The organism is Rhizobium fabae (assembly GCF_003985135.1).
GTDB lineage: Bacteria > Pseudomonadota > Alphaproteobacteria > Rhizobiales > Rhizobiaceae > Rhizobium > Rhizobium pisi.
The window spans coordinates 261,128-278,884 of sequence record NZ_ML133652.1 but is presented as its reverse complement, the minus strand read 5'-3'; the positions used below and the strand labels follow the sequence as shown (position 1 = coordinate 278,884).

Below are 17,757 nucleotides of genomic sequence, written 5' to 3'. Positions count from 1 at the left end.
GAGCCGGGACCGCGCTCACCGGCTGCGCGTCGTCGGCACGCCGTGGGGTGCGAGAACCGGCACGAAGACACGGCGGGAGGCGCGCGCGGCGACCGGCAGCCCCTGATAGAGCCGCTTCTGCGCCTCGACGATGATGACGCCCGAGAATGCGGGCCACAGCGTCCGGCCGATCCGCTCGAAGGCGCGGCGAAGACGCAGGATGGCTCTCAGCTTGGAAGGCGGGAAGAACAGCGCCTCGGCCGTCGCCCCCGGCGTGAAATTCGTCTCGCGCAGCAGATGCGTCAGCTGGCCACGCGAATAGGGCCGGCCGGAGCCGAACGGCGTATGCTCCATGCGTGCCCAGACCCCACGCCGGTTCGGCACGACGATAACAAGCCGTCCGCCTGGCGCCAGCACCCGCCAGAGTTCCTTGAGCGTCTCGCGCGGGCTCTCGGCAAATTCCAGTGAATGCACCATCAGCACCCGGTCGATCGAGGAGTCCGGCAGCGGCAGTTCCTCATCGAACACCAGCGTCGTTGACGAAAGCGAGCCCATCGGCCAGTTCACCGCGCCCTGCCCGGCCGGCATGAAGGCGAAGGTCCGCTCGGTATCGGCCTGGAAGCGGTCGAGGAAAGGCACGGCATAGCCGAGGCCGACCAGACGCTCCTGCGGCAGCCGCACCCAGAGCGACGACAGCGCCATAGCGATCGACTGCTCGGCAAGGCGCCCGAGCTCGGAGTGATAGAACTGACGTAGGTCGACAATATCGGCGTGCATTGCGATAAATGTTATCAGTGGGCGGTTGGACTTCAAGGCCGGACTCTCTACATTCCCGCGAGAGTCGTGGGACAAGGGATTATTTGAAGATGAAACCTTTGGAATTAGACGTTTTTCTCTGCCGCACCGACAATTTCGGCGTTCTGGTGCACGACGTGGAGACAGGCTTTACCGCGGCAATCGACGCGCCGGAGGAAGCGCCGATTCTGGAAGCGGCGACGCGCCGCGGCTGGAAGATCACCCATATCTTCACCACCCATCACCACACCGATCATGTCGCCGCCAATCTGGCGCTGAAGGAGCGGTTCGGCTGCGAAATCATCGGTCCGATCAACGAGGCGGTCGCCATTCCCGGCCTTGACCGGGCGATGGCCGGCGGCGACAGCTTCCTGTTCGGCGATCACACGGTCAACGTCATCGAAACACCAGGCCACACCGCCGGCCACATCTGCTATCACTTCGTCGACGACAAGCTGCTCTTTGCCGCCGACACCCTGTTTGCGCTCGGCTGCGGCCGCCTGTTCGAGCGCCCCGCCGCCGATATGTGGCATTCGCTACAGAAGCTCGCCGTGCTGCCGGATGAGACGGCCGTCTATTTCGGCCACGAATATACGCTGTCCAACGCCCGTTTCGCGCTGACGGTCGATCCCGACAATGAGCGCCTGAAGAGCCGCGCCGCCGAGATCGAAGCCCTGCGCGCCGAAGGCAAATTCACCATTCCGACGACACTGGGCTTGGAAAAGGAAACCAATCCGTTCCTACGCGCCGCCGATCCGGTGATCCGCCGCAATCTGGTCATGGAAGGCAAGACGAACGAGGAGGTCTTTGCCGAGATCCGCAAGCGCAAGGACAATTTCTGATGTCGCCGGAGGAGATCATCCGCGAACTCGGCATGCAGCCGCATCCGGAAGGCGGCTGGTACATCCAGACCTTCCGCGACACGGCAGGCGGAGAACGCGGCCACTCGACGGCGATCTATTATCTCCTGACCAGGGGGCAACGCTCGCACTGGCACCGCGTCCATGACGCGGCCGAGGTCTGGCATCATTACGCCGGCGCGCCGCTGGCGCTGCACCGTTCGGAAGACGGAAGAGCGAGTGAGACCCTGACGCTCGGAACGAACCTTGCTGCCGGCGAGCGGCCGCAGGCGGTCATTCCCGCCAATTGGTGGCAATCGGCAGAAACCCTCGGGGATTTCACCCTGGTCGGCTGCACCGTTTCGCCCGGCTTCGAATTTTCGAGCTTCGAGATGGCCCCGCCGGATTGGAAGCCCGGCGGCTGAAGGCCTACTCTGCTGCCGCAGACTGCGCCGGAATTTTGCGGCGGAACATTTCCTGGGCGGCCAGCACCGCTCCGCCGGTAACGAACAGGCAGGCAAGGGCAATTCGCCAGCTCGGCTCGGCAAACCCGCACAGCGTCAGGATCAGCGTCGAAAGCAGCGGCGCGGCATAACTTGCCGCGCCGAGGATCTGGATATCGCCGTTCTTGACGCCGTAATCCCAGGCATAGAAGGCCGCCCCGACAGGAAAGAGGCCGAGCCCGATGACAGCGCCCCATTCGAAGCTGGTTTCCGGCCAGACGGTCGCCTCCAGGCCGAGATGGCTGAAGAAGGACAGGATGGAGGTCGCAAGGCAGAAGCCGGTGACGACATCAGTGGAGACGGCGTCGAAACGCCGCGTCACCAGCGAATAGCCCGACCATGTGAAGGCACAGAGGAAGGCGGCGCCATAACCGATCGCATAGGCTCCGTCGAAATCGATGCCGTTGCGGCCGACGATCAGGAAGGTGCCGCAAAGTCCGGCAAGCGCGCCGGTCACGTGATACCAGCGCAGCCGCTCTCCCGGCAGCAGCGCCGAGCCGACCACGATCAGCAGCGGCCAGAGATAGGAGATCAGCCCGGCCTCCACCGCCGGCGCGTTGCGAAGCGCGGTGAAATAGAGGAAGTGATAGCCGAAGAGACCGGCAATGCCAGTGACCCAAACCCGGGCAGGCTGCTTCAGCAGTGCCAGCCGCGCAGGGTTGAGGACAAGCACGGCGAGGCCCGGAATGCTGCCGATCGCAAAGCAGATGGCCGAAAGCTGGAATGGCGGCACCTTGCCGGAAGCGGCCGTCAGGAGTGCCAGGAACGACCACATCAGAATGGCCGTAAAACCGATCGCCGTCGCGCGAAGCTTCATCTGTCCCCCCAATTCACGGAGGCGAAAGCTCCGTCAGCCGACACTGCCGTATTTGACGGCAGTGATCGTCACCATTCCATATTCGGTCGGAATACGCACATAGACAGGAGCATATACATTTGCCGCGTCCGACTTGGCAAACCAGATTTCCATACGGTTGCTCTTGCTGAGATAGTCGATGTCCTTGCGGCCCTTCTTGTAGCCGGACCGCGGCACGAAGCGCACGCTGCAGACCACCGCCTTGCCCTTGAAGCCGTCGGTCGAAAAATCCTCGTCGCCCTTCGGCGAAAGCACCAGATCCATGCGCGTCTCGCCGTCAAAGATCGGCAGCGTCTGCGAGCAGACCTTGGTATCCCCAGTGAAGACCAGGCCGGAAATCGGATCGAGCACCGAGCGCATGTCGCGCGGCGTGACGTCGATCCAGTTCTTCGGGCGCTTCGGCGGCGGTGTCGTCGTTGCCGAGATAATGTCGCCGTTGCGGTAGCTGACCTCGTAGACGCGGGCCTTCTTGCCGCTCTTGTAATAAAGCGAATATTTCAGCGCCTGCAGCCTGTCATTCCGCACGACGCCTGTAACGCTGGTCTTTGCCTGGATTGTCGTGACGAGATCGGCAAGGCCGGCGGAATTGATGTCGCCGGCGATCTTGTAGCTGTGATCGTCCTCGATCTGCGTCAGGAACGCGGCACGCGCGATCGGCAGGCCGGCGAGTGCCACCCGATATTCCGTCCGATGCTGGATTTCGGCCGCCGATGCCGGTATGGCAAGAAGCGCTGTGATGGCCGAAATGAAAATCCGTCTGCCCGAATGAGCCATGAGTGAAGCCTTGTTTTGCCGGGCGCAGGCAGCCCTTGCTGAGCGCTCTATACTCCCGCCGTGAAGGGAAGAAAACAGCAGCTTTTTGACAGAATTGCGGGAAAGGCCAAGGTTTGGCTTGACGGGCGCGGCCTGTCTGACTATAGAACCGCAACTTTCCAATCATGCCTGTTGGATTGCGCGCCTGGTTTTGCCGGGAATGGCAATTCGATGGCCCGAGAAAAACAAGAATAGGTGTTCCATGTCCCGCGTGTGCGAATTGACCGGCAAGGCCGTCCTGACTGGTAACAATGTCAGCCATGCCAACAACAAGACCAAGCGCCGGTTCCTGCCGAACCTGTGCCAGGTCACGCTGATCTCAGACGCTCTCAACCAGCGTTACCGTCTTCGCGTTTCGGCTGCCGCTCTTCGCTCCGTCGAGCACCGTGGCGGTCTCGATGCCTTCCTGCTGAAGGCCAGCGAAAACGAGCTGTCGATGCGCGCGCGCCTGCTGCGCCGTCAGATCGTCAAGAAGACCGCCGAAGCCGCTGTTGCAGCGTAAGCTTCTGCCCTTCTTTCATACGGCTTCAAAAGGCTTGAACGGATAATACCGGACAAGCCTTTTGCTTTGCCGGCCTGTCTCTTCAACTGGTGGCATCACCCAGGATAAAAAAATGCTGAAGACACGCTATACCCTTGCCTATGTCGCCCTGATGACGCTCGTCGTCGTCGCGTCCAACTTCCTCGTCCAGTTTCCGCTGAACGCCGAAGTCGCCGGCATCAACCTTGCCGATATCCTGACCTGGGGCGCCTTCTCCTATCCGGTCGCCTTCCTGATCACCGATCTGACCAACCGCCAGTTCGGTCCACAGGCCGCCCGCAAGGTCGTCTTTGCCGGTTTCGTCGTCGGCGTTAGCCTCTCCTTCTTCACCTCGGTGCCGCGCATAGCGATCGCCTCCGGCTCGGCCTACCTCGCCGGACAGCTGCTCGATATCGCCGTCTTCAACCGCCTTCGCCGCCAGGCCTGGTGGCGCGCGCCGCTCGTCGGCTCGCTGATCGGCTCAGCGCTCGATACGGTGATGTTCTTCTCGCTTTCCTTTGCCGCATTTTTCGTCTTCCTCGGCCCGAACGAGCCTTTCGCGCTCGAATCGGCTCCGATCCTCGGCGTGTTGGCCGCCGAAGCCCCGCGCTGGATTTCCTGGGCGCTCGGCGATTTCGCAGTGAAAATGATCGTCGGCCTCGTCATGCTGCTGCCCTATGGCGCGCTGATGAACGTGCTGCGGCCGATGCAGCCGGCGCGCGCCGGCTGAAGCCAGCGCGCCTTGAATTAACGCCGCCGCCGGACCGCACCGGCGGCGATGGCCGGATGCAGGAGAACTTCTGCGACAAGACCATCGATCTCCCTCGATGAATCAAGCCGTAACACCGGCGCTGTCTGCGTTTCCAGCCATTGCTCGTGCGCAGCAAGACTGCGGCGTTCGGGACCGGCCGTGTCGTAGCTGGCCGCCCATTCCATGAATTCCCCGCTTTTGACTTCCATATCGCCACCAGGACCGATCCTGTTTCCGTATCGGGCGACCTCCCGCGCACGGATCCGCGCCATTCTAAGCTCCGGCTCGATCCTGAGAAACACGATCAGATCATAGAGCGGTTCGATCGGCCTCCCCCATTTCAGCGCCGAGCCGGAAAGGACCCAGCCGTCATGGCGCGCCGCCTCGTCGAGCAGCAGCCGGATGCGCTCGTCGGCATCCCTCGGCCTCGTGAACGGCGGATCGGTCGGCAGCCAGAAAAAGTCGTCGGTGTCGAGATGGGCGATATCGAGCTTTTCGGCGAGCGCACGGCCGAGCGATGTCGTGCCGGAACCGGACGCGCCCATGACATGGACATGCACCATGACTTCCCTCCGAATGTTGCTTCCTGATGCCGCAGATCGGCCGATTGCGGCTCATTCCGATAGCCAAGGCATATGACAGCCGTCTGAAGCCTAATCGGAGAGGCGGAATTCCAGCATCAGATTGCGCTGCAGGATCGAATGATTGTCGTCCGACACCAGAATGATATGGGTCGTGCCGTCGGCCGCCTGGAAGGCGTCGAGGCCTTCCATGTTGTCGATCTGCGAGTTGAAATTGCCTTCAAGCAGAAGTTCGCCGTCAACGACGGCGCCCGGTCGAATGTCGGCGCCCTTGATACGCCGAAGGCGCATGCCGATGCCTTCGGCCATGTTGAAGCGGCGCTCCAGCAGCAGCAGGTCGCCACCCGGCAGGAAGGCGCCGTCAGTGACATCGAAGGCACCATCGCGCTCGACCGAGAAACGCCCTTTCAGCGGCCCGCTGAGAATGGCCGCCATCCGATTGCCCTCGCTGTCGAGACCGCGCTCGGAGACGACGACCACGCCCCCTTGCAACTGGCTGGATGCGGGCGCCACGGTAATGGTCTCGATGCCGCGATTGTCGCTCAGCATCTTGCGCGGAATGAGGATCGGCAGAGAGGCGATCGCACCCGACTCGGCAAAACCGGGATCGGGATAGACATCGACACGATGATCCTGCTCGAAGGAGACCAGCACCCGATCACCATCCAACGCCAGGCCCTCGGCATCCATATGCCCCTTGCCCTCGAAGCTGCGGCCCGAGCGGTTCTTCATCGGCGTGATCTCGACATCCGAAAGACCCGAAAGCCTGCCCTTGGCATCGCGTTCGATGCTGCCGGTCAACCACTGGCCAGTGTCAAGTACGACGACGAAATGCTTTTGGTCCGCCCGGAAGCGAATGGAGGAGAGCGAGCCGAACAGCGCCCTACTGGAAACCATTTCCAGCCCACCGAGAAATTCCAGCGAGCCGAATTTCGTCTCCGACGAGCCGATCCTGAAATCCGAAATTTGCCGGCTAATGACCGGCACCTCGGCGCCCGCCCATGCCGGCGAAGCGCCGGCTGCAATGCAGAGGGCGGTCGCCGTCGCGCGGCAAAGGCGCTTGAGCGTCATGCCGGGCGGTTCCCTGGAACGGCGTCAGCCGGCACGGCGTAGCCGGCCGCCGCGCGGCTGGGCGGATTGATCCTCGAAGAGCGAGGCAAGCTGCTCCGTCATCGCGCCGGCAAGCTCGTCCGCATCGACGATCGTCACGGCGCGGCGATAGTAGCGCGTCACGTCATGACCGATGCCGATCGCCAGCAGTTCCACCGGCGAGCGCGTCTCGATCTGCTCGATGACGGCGCGAAGGTGCCGCTCCAGATAATTGCCCGGATTGACCGACAGCGTCGAATCGTCGACCGGCGCGCCGTCCGAGATCATCATCAGGATACGGCGCTGCTCGCGGCGTGCGAGCAGGCGATTGTGTGCCCAGATTAGCGCCTCGCCATCGATATTTTCCTTGAGCAGGCCCTCGCGCATCATCAGCCCGAGATTGGAGCGTGCCCGGCGCCACGGCGCATCGGCGGATTTGTAGATGATGTGGCGCAGGTCGTTGAGGCGGCCCGGCGTCTGCGGCTTGCCACCGGCAAGCCAGCTTTCGCGCGCCTGCCCGCCCTTCCAGGCCTTCGTCGTGAAGCCGAGGATTTCGACCTTGACGCCGCAGCGCTCCAGCGTGCGGGCGAGAATGTCGGCGCAGGTGGCGGCAACCGTGATCGGCCGGCCGCGCATCGAGCCGGAATTGTCGATGAGCAGCGTGACAACAGTGTCGCGGAACTGCGTGTCGCGCTCCATCTTGAAGGAGAGCGCCTGCATCGGATCGATGATGATGCGCTGCAGCCGGGCCGAATCGAGATAGCCCTCTTCCAGATCAAAATCCCAGGCGCGATTCTGTTGCGCCATCAGGCGGCGCTGCAGCCGGTTGGCGAGCCGCCCGACCGCGCCTTGCAGATGCGCCAGCTGCTTGTCGAGGAAGGCGCGCAGGCGCTCCAGCTCGGTGGCATCGCAGAGTTCCTCGGCGGTGATGATCTCGTCGAACTCTTCGGTAAAGACGTGATAATCGACCTTCTCGTTGAAATCGGCGAAAGGCGTGTTCGGGCGGCGGGTCTCGCCTGGTGTTTCCGAATCGTCCTCGCCCTCTTCCATCATATCGTCGTCGGAGATTTCGGCGCCTTCGGTCTCGCCGTCCTCCATCTGCTCGTCGGCGACCTCGCTGTCCTCGACAGGCGCGGCATCGGTGCCGGCATCCTCGTCGACTTCGTCCTGGTCCTGCTCGTCGCCGCTCGGCTGGTCTTCCTGGTCCGACTGGTCGTTATCATCGGCCTTGCTGTCGTCGTCACCATATTCCTCGGCCATTTCCATGGCCGATAGCATGTTGCGGATCACCTTGGCGAAGGCCTGCTGGTCGTTGATCGCGTTCGAGAGGTTGTCGAGTTCCGACCCCGCCTTGTCCTCAATGAAGCCGCGCCAGAGATCGAGCACCTTGCCAGCAGAGGCCGGCGGGCGGTGACCGGTCAGCTTCTCGCGCACCATCATCGCGACTGCTTCACCGATCGGCGCGTCTTCCTGACGCTCTATGCCGGTGAAATTGGCCTTGGAATATTTCTCCTCCGTCATGGAGCGCAGATTCGCAGCCATGCCCTCCATGCGCAGCGCACCGATCGACTCGACGCGCGCCTGCTCGACGGCATCGAAGATCACCCGGGCGTCCGAGCCCTGCGGCGCCATCGTCGCATGCAGCTTCTCGTCATGGCAGGCAAGACGCAGCGCCATGGAATCGCCGAGCCCGCGGGTCACCGCCAGCTCGTGCGCCGTCGGCCGCTTGGAAAGCTCCGGCAGCCGAATGCGCTCGCCGGTCATACCCGGCCGTTCATTGGCGAAGGTCACTTCGATATCGGCGTCGCCGGCGATCGAGCGCACGCAACCTGATATCGCCCGGCGCAATGGCTCGACGTCGACAGGAGCGCCGGGCTTTACTTTCGAATTGTCACCGCGAGCTGCCATGATCGGTCGGTCTCAGGCTCCGAGAACGATGTTGGCGGCACTTTCCTTCAGCTCGACGCCGAAGGCGCGCTGATAGTGCTCGGCAACCAGCGGACGTTCCAGTTCGTCGCACTTGTTGAGGAAGGTGACGCGGAAGGCGAAGGCGAGATCACCGAAGATCTCGGCGTTTTCAGCCCAAGTGATGACCGTGCGCGGGCTCATGACGGTGGAGAGATCGCCGTTCATGAAGGCAGCGCGCGTCAGGTCGGCAACGCGAACCATCTTCGATACGGTCTCGCGGCCGTTCTTGTCCTTGCCGAAGCTCTTCACCTTGGCGGCGACGATATTCACTTCGTGATCATGCGGCAGGTAGTTCAGCGTCGTCACGATCGACCAGCGGTCCATCTGCGCCTGGTTGATCTGCTGCGTGCCGTGATAGAGGCCGGTCGTGTCGCCGAGGCCGATCGTATTGGCGGTTGCAAACAGGCGGAAAGCCGGATGCGGCCGAATGACGCGGCTCTGATCGAGCAAGGTCAGGCGACCGGAGGATTCCAGCACGCGCTGGATGACGAACATCACGTCGGGGCGGCCGGCATCGTATTCGTCGAAGACGAGCGCGACATTGTGCTGATAGGCCCAGGGCAGAATGCCGTCCTTGAATTCGGTCACCTGCAGCCCGTCCTTGACGACGATCGCATCCTTGCCGACGAGATCGATACGGCTGACATGGCTGTCGAGGTTGATGCGCACGCAGGGCCAGTTGAGCCGCGCCGCCACCTGCTCGATATGCGAGGACTTGCCCGTGCCGTGATAGCCGGAGATCATCACGCGGCGGTTATGCGCGAAGCCTGCGAGAATGGCGAGCGTCGTGTCACGGTCGAACAGGTAATCGGGGTCGAGATCAGGCACATAGGCGTCGCCCTTGCTGTAGGCGGGAACGCGGATGTCGGAATCGATACCGAAGGTCTCGCGGACCGAAACGGTGGTGTCGGGCAGTTCTGATATATCGAGGTCGATCTTGCTCATCATGTCTCCAAGGCGGGTGAAGCCACCCGGCCATACTGTCTCAGGCCATGTCGCAACCGTGACGCCGCGATTTTGTCCGCGCCCGTCCAGGTCGGAACGTCGGCGATACTTCTCCGGGACTGAAACGAAACCTCGGCGGGATAATGACCGCTTGCGAGCATTCTTGAAAGAGTCCCGGACAAGAAACGCCGCGTCCGGAAGGTCGGCGGAGGCGATGTCAGGAAAACGCGCAAATATATGCCGCGTTTGCCTGCGGCCTCAGCCGATTTGGACCATACCCGATTGAAGCCCAAGAGCAAGGACGGGAATTAACAAAAACCGTTCTGCTTCAACAATTGATAGGCCTGGATGACGGCGCGGAAACGCTCCTCCGAGCCACGATCGCCGCCATTGGCATCCGGATGGTGCTTCTTGACCAGTTCCTTGTAGCGGCTCTTGATTTCAGCCGACGTCGCGTTGGCGTGAAGGCCCATCGTGTCGAAAGCTTTGCTTTCCAGCGATTTCAACTTGCGCGCCTGGGGAAAACGCGGCCCGCTGCCCTTACCGCCGCCTTCCTTGACGAAGCCGAATGGATCGCGAACGCGGGTGTAGGCGCCGGAGCGGACCTCCGAATGCAACGGGCTGTCTTTCGCCGCCTTGTTGACGCCGACGGTCCATGTCGGCCGGTGGCCGGTGATCGCCTCTTTCTGATAGCGCGCGATCTCGCCGTCCGAGAGGCCGGAGAAATAATTGTAGCCCTTGTTGTATTCCTTGACGTGCTCGAAGCAGAACAAAAAGAACTGGCCTTCCGCATTGCGTCCCACGGGAGCGCGGTGCGAGCCCTTTTTGTCGCAGCCGTCCCACTGACAGGTAGGCGGCGCCTGCTCTGCCTCCTGCTCGCGTTTGCGACGTGTTCGGATGCGGTCGAAATATTTGGAATCAAGTCTCATGACGGCGCTAATTATGGGGCTGCCGCGAGGCGACAACAAGAATTGACAAATGGGAATGTTGCTGGCTTGGTGGGAACCCTTTTCGCGAAGCAGCAAGACCGGATGATGACCCTGCGAACCCGCATCGAAGAAAAACTTGTCGAAGCCTTCGCGCCCGAACGCGTGAGCGTCATCGACGAGAGCCATCTGCATGCCGGCCATCAGCCCGGCATCACAGGCACCGGCGAAACCCACATGCGGGTGAGGATCGTTTCGGCACAATTCGCCGGCATGTCGCGGCTGGCGCGCCACCGGGCGATCACCGACCTGTTGAAACCGGAACTCGATGCCGGATTGCACGCGCTCGCCGTCGAACCGGCAGCACCCGGTGAACCGACCCGCTGGTAGCGGCACAGCCTATATGGATATCAGCCGCCGGCAATCCAAGCGGGATCAGCCGGGTTTCGTGTCCTCTTCCTGCGCGGGACGGATGCGCAGCTTGGTGATGCGGTTCTTCTCCCGCTTCATGACGATGAAACGCTTGCCGTGGAACGTGAAAGCCTGGCGCTCTTCCGGGATGGTCATGGATTCGTGAATGACCAGGCCGGCGATCGTCGTTGCCTCCTCGTCCGGCAGGTTCCAGTCGAGCGCGCGGTTCAGGTCGCGGATCGGCACGCCGCCGTCGACGACCACGGAACCGTCCGCCTCCTGGCGCACGCCCTGCATCTCGATATCGTGTTCGTCGGAAATGTCGCCGACGATTTCCTCGAGAATATCCTCCAGCGTGACGATGCCCTGCACCTCGCCATATTCGTCGACGACGACGGCGAAATGCTGCTTGCGGCGCAAGAAAGCGTTAAGCTGGTCTTCGAGGTTGGTGCTGTCAGGCACGAACCACGGCTTCTGCGCGATCTTCACGATATCGAGGTTTTGCGGCTCCATGTTGGGCTCGGCAAGTGCCCGCAAGAGATCCTTGGCGTGAACGACGCCGATGATGTTGTCGATCGTGCCGCGCCATAGCGGCATGCGCGTATAAGGGCTTTCAAGAATGGCGCGCACCACCGCTTCCGGCGAATCGTCGGCATTGATCGCCCGCATCGCGGTGCGATGGACCATGATGTCGGAGAGTTCGAGCTCGCTGAGGTCGAGCACGCCGCCAAGGCGATCCCGGTCGGCCTTTACGACCGATCCCTCACGGTGCAGGAGATCGACGGCGCCGCGCAGTTCCTCATGCGCCGTCAACATCGAGACCTCTCGCGAGAGATTGATGCCGAACAGCGAAAGAATCCACCGCACGATGGCGTTGACGAAGGAGGAAACCGGGCCGACGACGGCAACAAAGAGCTTGGCTGGAAATGCCACGGCAAGCGCGAAGCGGTCAGGCGTCGAAATCGCCCAGCTCTTCGGCAGCACCTCCGCAAAGATGACCAGGATGACGGTCATCGCCAGCGTCGCCAGCGCCACGCCGGAATTGCCGAACAGTCCGAGAAAAAGGCTGGTGGCAATCGAGGAGGACAGGATGTTGGCGAGATTGTTGCCGATGAGCAGCGCGCCGATCAGCCGGTCGCGCCGCTCGATCAGTTGCCTAACGAGGCCGGCGCGCTCGTCGCCGTTTGCCTCCAGCGTATGGATGCGGCTGCGCGAAACGGCCGTCAGCGCAGTCTCCGAGCCGGAAAAGAAGGCGGACATGAGCACGAGCGCCGCAATCGAAAGGATTTCCGGCCAATACGCCACGAGAAATGCAAGAGCGCCTTCGACCGCGGTCAAGGGTGTTTTTCCCTGAGAAAGCTGATCACTTCGGAGGCGGGAACGTCGTCGGCGACGAAGGACTGGCCGATGCCGCGTGTCAGGATGAAGGTGAGCTTGCCGCTCTTGACCTTCTTGTCCTGGGCAATCGCGTCCATCAGCGTTTCAGCCGGCGGCAGTTCGCCAGGAATCTCGGACATGCGGGTCGGCAGGCCAACCTCCTTCAGGTGTCGCTCGACACGGCGCGCATCGTCGGGGCTTGCAAGGTTCATCCGCGCGGAGAATTCATGGGCCAGCACCATGCCGATCGAAACGCCCTCGCCATGCACGAGGCGACGGCTGTCATAACCCGTTGCCGCTTCCAGCGCATGGCCGAAAGTGTGGCCGAGATTGAGCAGCGCCCGCTGCCCGTTTTCCCGCTCGTCGGCGACGACGACGTCGGCCTTGGCCTGGCAACTGGTGGCAATCGCCTCGATGCGCGCTGAGCCGCCTGCAAAAACCGCCTTCCAGTTGGCTTCCAGCCAGGCGAAAAAGTCAGGCTTGTCGATCAGCCCGTATTTTGCGACCTCGGCGTAACCGGCGCGGAATTCACGCTCGCTCAGCGTGTTCAGCACATCCGTATCGGCCAGAACCAGATCCGGCTGATGGAAAACGCCGATCAGATTTTTGCCGTGGCGGGAATTGATGCCGGTCTTGCCGCCGACGGAGGAATCGACCTGCGCCAGCAGCGAAGTCGGCACCTGCACGAAGCGCACGCCGCGGCGCACGATGCCGGCCGCAAATCCCGAGAGGTCGCCGATGACGCCGCCGCCGAGCGCGATGACGCAGTCGTTGCGTTCGACACGGGCCTCGAGCACCTTGTCGCAGACCGTGATCAGATGTTCGAAGCTCTTCGTCTTCTCGCCGGCCGGCAGGACGACCTTGGCCGCGACGATACCCGCCGCATCGAGGCTTGCCACGAGCGCTTCGAGATAGAGCGGCGCCACATGCTCGTCGGTGACAACGGCCGCCTTGCGGCCCTTGAGGCGGGAAGAAATCTCGGCGCCGGCCCGTGCGATCAGCCCCGGCCCGATCAGGATATCATAGGCGCGCTCGCCGAGCGGCACATGCACCGTCTGGACGGCAGGGGTGGAGGTTATCGCATTCATGACGCTGCACTTTCTTTTTGAGCTTCGACCACGGCCTTCAGCACCTCGTCGGCCATGACTTCCTTGCGCACGTCGCGCGAGAGCACTGTGACATCAGCCTGCGCATAGATCGGATAACGCGCGTTCATCAGGTTTTCGAGCGTCTGCTTCGGATTTTCGGTCTTGAGCAGCGGCCGCGTGTCACGCTTGTTAACCCGCTCCCAGAGCACATCGAGATCCGCCTTCAGCCAGACGGAAAGGCCGCCCTTCTTGATATGCCTGCGCGTCCGTTCGTTGACGAAGGCGCCGCCGCCGGTGGAGACCACGCGCGGCCCGTTTTTCAGGAGCCGCTTCATGACCCGCGTTTCCAGCGCCCGGAATTCTTCTTCGCCATAGGCTGCAAAAAGTTCGGCGATCGTCATGCGCGAAACGCGCTCGATTTCGTGATCGCTGTCGATGAAGGGAATGCCGAGCTGGCTGGCGAGGATGCGCCCGACGGAGGATTTTCCAGCACCCATCAGGCCGACGAGGATCAGATTGCGTGAACCGAGCGCGGCGCGAGCTCTGTCTTTCAGGCTGTCAGCAACGGTCAGCAGTGGGTCACTCATCGGTCCATTCACACTTTGTTTGCAAACCGTATCGACAAATGCAGGTGGAGCGTCAAGTCGCGGACAAGGGAATCGTGGCTTGAATACCGCTTCTTGCACTTGCGAATATGCTTCTTATAACAGAAGCAGAGCATGAAGGAGTTGCCGGATATGCCGACCCTGTTCCGTTTCCTGTTCTTCTGCGCGATCCTCGCCGGGACGGTCTACGGAGCGATGTGGGCGCTTGTGACCTTCGTGGAGCCGCAGCAGCGCGACGTAACGATCCGCATTCCGTCCGAGCGGGTCAACCCGCCTGCGACGGGCACGATCGACGCGACCAGGAAGTAAGGACATGAGGGATCTCGGCCGCGTCCATGTGGAATCCTTCCTGGAAATGATGAGCGCCGAACGGGGTGCTGCCGCCAACACGCTGCAATCCTACGAGCGCGACCTCGAAGACGTCCTCTCCTTCCTGAACGGCCGCGGCATACGGCTCATCGAAGCCGCCTCCGCCGATCTTGCCGCCTATCTCTCCTCGCTCGCCGGCCAGGGCTTCAAGCCCTCCTCGCAGGCGCGCCGGCTTGCGGCCATGCGCCAGTTCTACAAGTTCCTCTACGCCGAAGGCATTCGCACCGACGACCCCACGGGTATCCTCGACGCGCCGAAGAAGGGACGCCCCCTGCCGAAGACGATGGGCGTCGAGCAGGTGAGCCAGCTGCTTTCCCAGGCGCAGGCCGAGGCCGACGATCCGGCGCCCGGCCAGTTGCAGCGCCTGCGCATGCTGGCGCTTCTGGAACTGCTCTATGCCACCGGTATGCGCGTCAGCGAGCTCGTTTCGCTTCCCGCCCGCGTGCTCGACCAGGAAGGCCGCTTCCTGATGATCCGCGGCAAGGGCAACAAGGAGCGGCTGGTGCCGCTCTCGCATTCGGCGATAACAGCGCTCAAATCCTACGGGCGCCTACTGGCGGCGGAAAATGCTGCCGCCAAGGAGCCGCAGGAAAGCCCTTGGCTGTTTCCCGCCGCCTCCAGGGAAGGCTACCTGCCGCGCCAAGTTTTCGCCCGCGACCTGAAGAACCTGGCGATCCGCGCCGGGCTGACGCCGTCGCTAATTTCGCCGCACGTCATGCGCCACGCCTTTGCGAGCCACCTGCTTGCCAATGGCGCGGATCTGCGCGTCGTGCAGGAACTCCTCGGCCATTCGGACATTTCGACCACGCAGATCTACACCCATGTCCTCGAAGAGAGGCTGCAGCAGCTTGTCCAGACGCATCACCCCCTTGCCAAACAGGCGAAAAAGCACGAATAGGACCGGCGACAAGGGGCGGAGCCAGGAAAACGCCCCGAGGCACAAGGAACGGAAACGCACCTCATGCACAACTATCTCGACTTCGAAAAGCCGATCTCCGACCTCGAAGGCAAGATCATCGAGCTGAAGAAGCTCGCAACGGAAGACGAGAGTATCGACACCACCGATGAGATCGGCAGGCTGGAGGTTCGCGTCCGTGAGGCGATCGTTGAAATCTATTCCAAGCTGAACCCCTGGCAGAAGACGCAGGTCGCCCGCCATCCGCAGCGCCCGCATTTCGTCGACTACGCCAAGACGCTGTTTCAGGAATTCACGCCGCTCGCCGGCGACCGCAAGTTTTCCGAGGACGCCGCGATCCAGGCGGGTCTTGCCCGCTTCCGCGGCCAGCCCGTCGCCGTCATCGGCCAGGAAAAGGGCAACGACACCAAAAGCAGACTGAAGCACAATTTCGGCAGCCCGCGGCCGGAAGGTTATCGCAAGGCGATCCGCATCCTTGAAATGGCCGATCGTTTCGGCCTGCCCGTCATTTCGCTGGTGGATACAGCAGGCGCCTATCCCGGCGTCGGCGCCGAAGAGCGCGGCCAGGCCGAGGCGATCGCCCGTTCGACGGAAATGTGTCTCGGGGTCAAGGTTCCCCTCGTTTCCGTCGTCATCGGCGAAGGCGGCTCGGGCGGCGCGATTGCGATCGCTACCGGCAACCGGGTCTATATGCTCGAGCATTCGATCTACAGCGTCATCTCGCCGGAAGGGGCAGCCTCCATCCTCTGGCGCGATTCCACCCGCGCCCGGGAAGCGGCGACCAACATGAAGATCACTGCCGAGGACCTGAAATCGCTCGGCGTCATCGACGGCATCATTTCCGAGCCGCTCGGCGGCGCGCATCGCGATCCCGACAGCGTGATAGCGGCAACCGGCGATGTGATCGCCAATGCGCTGGGCGAAATGGCATCGCGCTCGGGCGAGCAGTTGCGCAACGAGCGGCGCCAGAAATTCCTCAACATGGGCCGCAATCTCTAGGTTAAGAACCGGCGCCCTTGGGGATTAAGGCCAAACCTTGGCCACATTGATGTTATCTCTGACATTTGCGCTTGCGGGGGCGTTCCTGACACGTCATAGGCTGGTAAGGATTTGTGAAGTATAAGCCGCTTATGATTCCGCTTCGTGCCCTGACTCGATAGGCGGACCGGGGTAGCATAATCTTTACGGGCTAGTTTGGATGCGCATACGTCATTTTGCCTATGTTTCCCTCATGGCGCTGGCTCTGGCCGGCTGCAATGATGCGTTGGAAACCGCGCAGGTCGATCTTTCCACGGTCAAGAACAAGGTCGAGCAGCCGCTTCCCGCCCATATCCTCGCCGACATAAGCGCCAAGGGCATGGACCGCAATTCGCCGATCATGATCCGCATCTTCAAGGAAGAAGGCGCGCTCGAGATCTGGAAGGCGAAGACCGACAACCGTTTCGACAAGATTGCCGACTACAAGATCTGCGCCTGGTCCGGCCGTCTCGGTCCGAAGGTCAAGACCGGCGACCGGCAGGCGCCGGAAGGCTTCTACGAACTGACGCGCGCCAACTTGAACCCCAACTCGAAATATTATCTGGCGATCAACACCGGCTTCCCGAACCGCTACGACGCTGTGAACGGGCGCACCGGCTCCGATCTGATGATCCATGGCGCCTGCTCGTCGTCGGGCTGCTATTCGATGACCGACCAGCAGGTGCTCGAGATCTATGCCTTCGCCCGCGACGCCTTCAAGGGCGGCCAGTCGACGGTGCAGTTGCAGGCCTTCCCCTTCCGCATGACGGCGGAAAACATGGTCAAGCATCGCCTCGACCAGAACTACGACTTCTGGAAGATGCTGAAGGTCGGCTACGACAATTTCGAAGTGACGAAGCGCCCGCCCGAGGTGAACGTCTGCGAGAAAAAATATGTCTTCAACCAGCAGGCGACCGATGGCGGCGCCTTTAATGCTGGCGGCAAATGCCCCGCCATGTCGACACCGCCGGCGCTGACGGCTGCCCTTGCCTCCTACGGCAAGACCTATGACGCCGACTATGCCAAGGCGATGAGCAAATTTGACGGCATGGCCTGGTATGATCCCACAGAAGCCGAGCGCAAGGCCGTGGTCGCCAAGCTGCGCAAAGGCCGCGAGCTCGCTTTTGCACCGACCGGCACATCGCTCGAAGCGGGACGCATGGTCAAGGTCGCAGAACTCGAAGACATGATGGCCAAGCGCACCGCCCAGAGCCTCACCGCCAAGACCGCAGCCGGCGCCACGCCTGCGACACCTGCCCCATTGCAGCCAACGGCGGTCGCCGAAGCAGTACCTGCGGTCGTACCGGTGCCGATGCAGAACCCGCTGGCCTTTACCGCGCCCGAACCGCAGGAGACGGCGGAAGTGGCGGCAAAGAAGCCGTTCTGGAAATTCTGGGCGAGGAACTGAA

Annotated in this window: 20 protein-coding genes; 9 read left to right on the top strand and 11 right to left on the bottom strand. The window is 62.3% G+C overall.

The genetic code is table 11. The features are described 5' to 3' along the window. Positions 1-15: 15 nt before the first annotated feature. On the bottom strand, positions 16-792 hold the full coding sequence (locus EFB14_RS18650) for a class I SAM-dependent methyltransferase (protein ID WP_126827857.1): 777 nt from the start codon (positions 790-792) through the stop codon (positions 16-18). 53 nt (positions 793-845) lie between these two features. On the opposite strand from EFB14_RS18650, the gene gloB reads away from it, so the two are divergent. Continuing rightward, positions 846-1,616, top strand: a complete 771-nt coding sequence (gene gloB, locus EFB14_RS18645) for a hydroxyacylglutathione hydrolase (protein WP_126827855.1) — start codon at positions 846-848, stop codon at positions 1,614-1,616. Next, entirely contained in the window at positions 1,616-2,038 is a 423-nt protein-coding gene (locus EFB14_RS18640; protein WP_126827853.1) for a cupin domain-containing protein, read from the top strand. The genes gloB and EFB14_RS18640 overlap by 1 nt, the downstream gene beginning before the upstream one ends. Before the next feature lie 4 nt (positions 2,039-2,042). Here the strand turns inward: EFB14_RS18640 and yddG are convergent, their stop codons facing one another. Beyond that, positions 2,043-2,933: an aromatic amino acid exporter YddG gene (yddG, locus tag EFB14_RS18635; RefSeq protein WP_126827851.1), complete on the bottom strand. Its 891-nt coding sequence runs from the start codon at positions 2,931-2,933 to the stop codon at positions 2,043-2,045. Positions 2,934-2,966: 33 nt separating this feature from the next. After that, entirely contained in the window at positions 2,967-3,746 is a 780-nt protein-coding gene (locus EFB14_RS18630) for a DUF3108 domain-containing protein (protein ID WP_126827849.1), read from the bottom strand. A 241-nt stretch (positions 3,747-3,987) separates the two neighbouring features. Here EFB14_RS18630 and rpmB point away from each other — a divergent pair, with 241 nt between their 5' ends. Next, complete coding sequence (gene rpmB / locus EFB14_RS18625) at positions 3,988-4,287, top strand: 50S ribosomal protein L28 (protein WP_004679586.1); 300 nt, start codon at positions 3,988-3,990, stop codon at positions 4,285-4,287. Positions 4,288-4,399: 112 nt separating this feature from the next. After that, a complete protein-coding gene (locus EFB14_RS18620) occupies positions 4,400-5,035 on the top strand; it encodes a VUT family protein (RefSeq protein ID WP_125849486.1) in 636 nt (211 codons plus the stop codon). Positions 5,036-5,052: 17 nt separating this feature from the next. Here the strand turns inward: EFB14_RS18620 and EFB14_RS18615 are convergent, their stop codons facing one another. The 5 genes from EFB14_RS18615 to EFB14_RS18595 all read right to left on the bottom strand — a co-directional run bounded on the left by EFB14_RS18615 (position 5,053) and on the right by EFB14_RS18595 (position 10,568). Next, on the bottom strand, positions 5,053-5,619 hold the full coding sequence (locus EFB14_RS18615) for an ATP-binding protein (protein ID WP_126827847.1): 567 nt from the start codon (positions 5,617-5,619) through the stop codon (positions 5,053-5,055). A gap of 90 nt (positions 5,620-5,709) precedes the next feature. Continuing rightward, positions 5,710-6,708, bottom strand: coding sequence for an esterase-like activity of phytase family protein (locus EFB14_RS18610; protein WP_126827845.1), 999 nt, complete (start codon positions 6,706-6,708; stop codon positions 5,710-5,712). A 24-nt stretch (positions 6,709-6,732) separates the two neighbouring features. Further along, complete coding sequence (gene cobT / locus EFB14_RS18605) at positions 6,733-8,634, bottom strand: cobaltochelatase subunit CobT (RefSeq protein ID WP_126827843.1); 1,902 nt, start codon at positions 8,632-8,634, stop codon at positions 6,733-6,735. Positions 8,635-8,646: 12 nt separating this feature from the next. Then, positions 8,647-9,639: a cobaltochelatase subunit CobS gene (gene cobS, locus EFB14_RS18600; RefSeq protein ID WP_126827841.1), complete on the bottom strand. Its 993-nt coding sequence runs from the start codon at positions 9,637-9,639 to the stop codon at positions 8,647-8,649. A gap of 308 nt (positions 9,640-9,947) precedes the next feature. Continuing rightward, on the bottom strand, positions 9,948-10,568 hold the full coding sequence (locus EFB14_RS18595; protein ID WP_125849497.1) for a J domain-containing protein: 621 nt from the start codon (positions 10,566-10,568) through the stop codon (positions 9,948-9,950). A 102-nt stretch (positions 10,569-10,670) separates the two neighbouring features. On the opposite strand from EFB14_RS18595, the gene EFB14_RS18590 reads away from it, so the two are divergent. After that, a complete protein-coding gene (locus EFB14_RS18590; RefSeq protein ID WP_183604871.1) occupies positions 10,671-10,955 on the top strand; it encodes a BolA family protein in 285 nt (94 codons plus the stop codon). A 45-nt stretch (positions 10,956-11,000) separates the two neighbouring features. Here the strand turns inward: EFB14_RS18590 and EFB14_RS18585 are convergent, their stop codons facing one another. From EFB14_RS18585 to EFB14_RS18575, 3 genes are read right to left on the bottom strand one after another with little or no spacing between them, the layout of a single operon-like run. Further along, positions 11,001-12,314 (bottom strand): HlyC/CorC family transporter, encoded by a 1,314-nt coding sequence (locus EFB14_RS18585; protein ID WP_126827839.1) that lies wholly within the window; start codon positions 12,312-12,314, stop codon positions 11,001-11,003. Further along, positions 12,311-13,441 (bottom strand): 3-dehydroquinate synthase, encoded by a 1,131-nt coding sequence (aroB, locus tag EFB14_RS18580; RefSeq protein WP_126827837.1) that lies wholly within the window; start codon positions 13,439-13,441, stop codon positions 12,311-12,313. The genes EFB14_RS18585 and aroB overlap by 4 nt, the downstream gene beginning before the upstream one ends. Beyond that, entirely contained in the window at positions 13,438-14,028 is a 591-nt protein-coding gene (locus tag EFB14_RS18575; RefSeq protein ID WP_126827835.1) for a shikimate kinase, read from the bottom strand. The genes aroB and EFB14_RS18575 overlap by 4 nt, the downstream gene beginning before the upstream one ends. A 132-nt stretch (positions 14,029-14,160) precedes the next feature. Between EFB14_RS18575 and EFB14_RS18570 the strand changes: the two genes are divergently transcribed. From EFB14_RS18570 to EFB14_RS18555, 4 genes are all read left to right on the top strand, one after another. Next, a complete protein-coding gene (locus tag EFB14_RS18570; RefSeq protein WP_125849505.1) occupies positions 14,161-14,355 on the top strand; it encodes a hypothetical protein in 195 nt (64 codons plus the stop codon). A 4-nt stretch (positions 14,356-14,359) separates the two neighbouring features. Continuing rightward, complete coding sequence (gene xerD / locus EFB14_RS18565) at positions 14,360-15,313, top strand: site-specific tyrosine recombinase XerD (RefSeq protein WP_126827833.1); 954 nt, start codon at positions 14,360-14,362, stop codon at positions 15,311-15,313. 63 nt (positions 15,314-15,376) lie between these two features. Beyond that, the gene (locus EFB14_RS18560; protein ID WP_125849509.1) at positions 15,377-16,330 is read left to right on the top strand and encodes an acetyl-CoA carboxylase carboxyltransferase subunit alpha; all 954 of its coding nucleotides are present in this window, start codon (positions 15,377-15,379) and stop codon (positions 16,328-16,330) included. Between the two features lie 199 nt (positions 16,331-16,529). Beyond that, positions 16,530-17,756 carry a L,D-transpeptidase family protein gene (locus EFB14_RS18555; RefSeq protein WP_126827831.1) on the top strand — a complete coding sequence of 409 codons (1,227 nt, stop codon included), beginning with the start codon at positions 16,530-16,532 and terminating at the stop codon, positions 17,754-17,756. The last annotated feature ends 1 nt before the right edge of the window (position 17,757 follow it).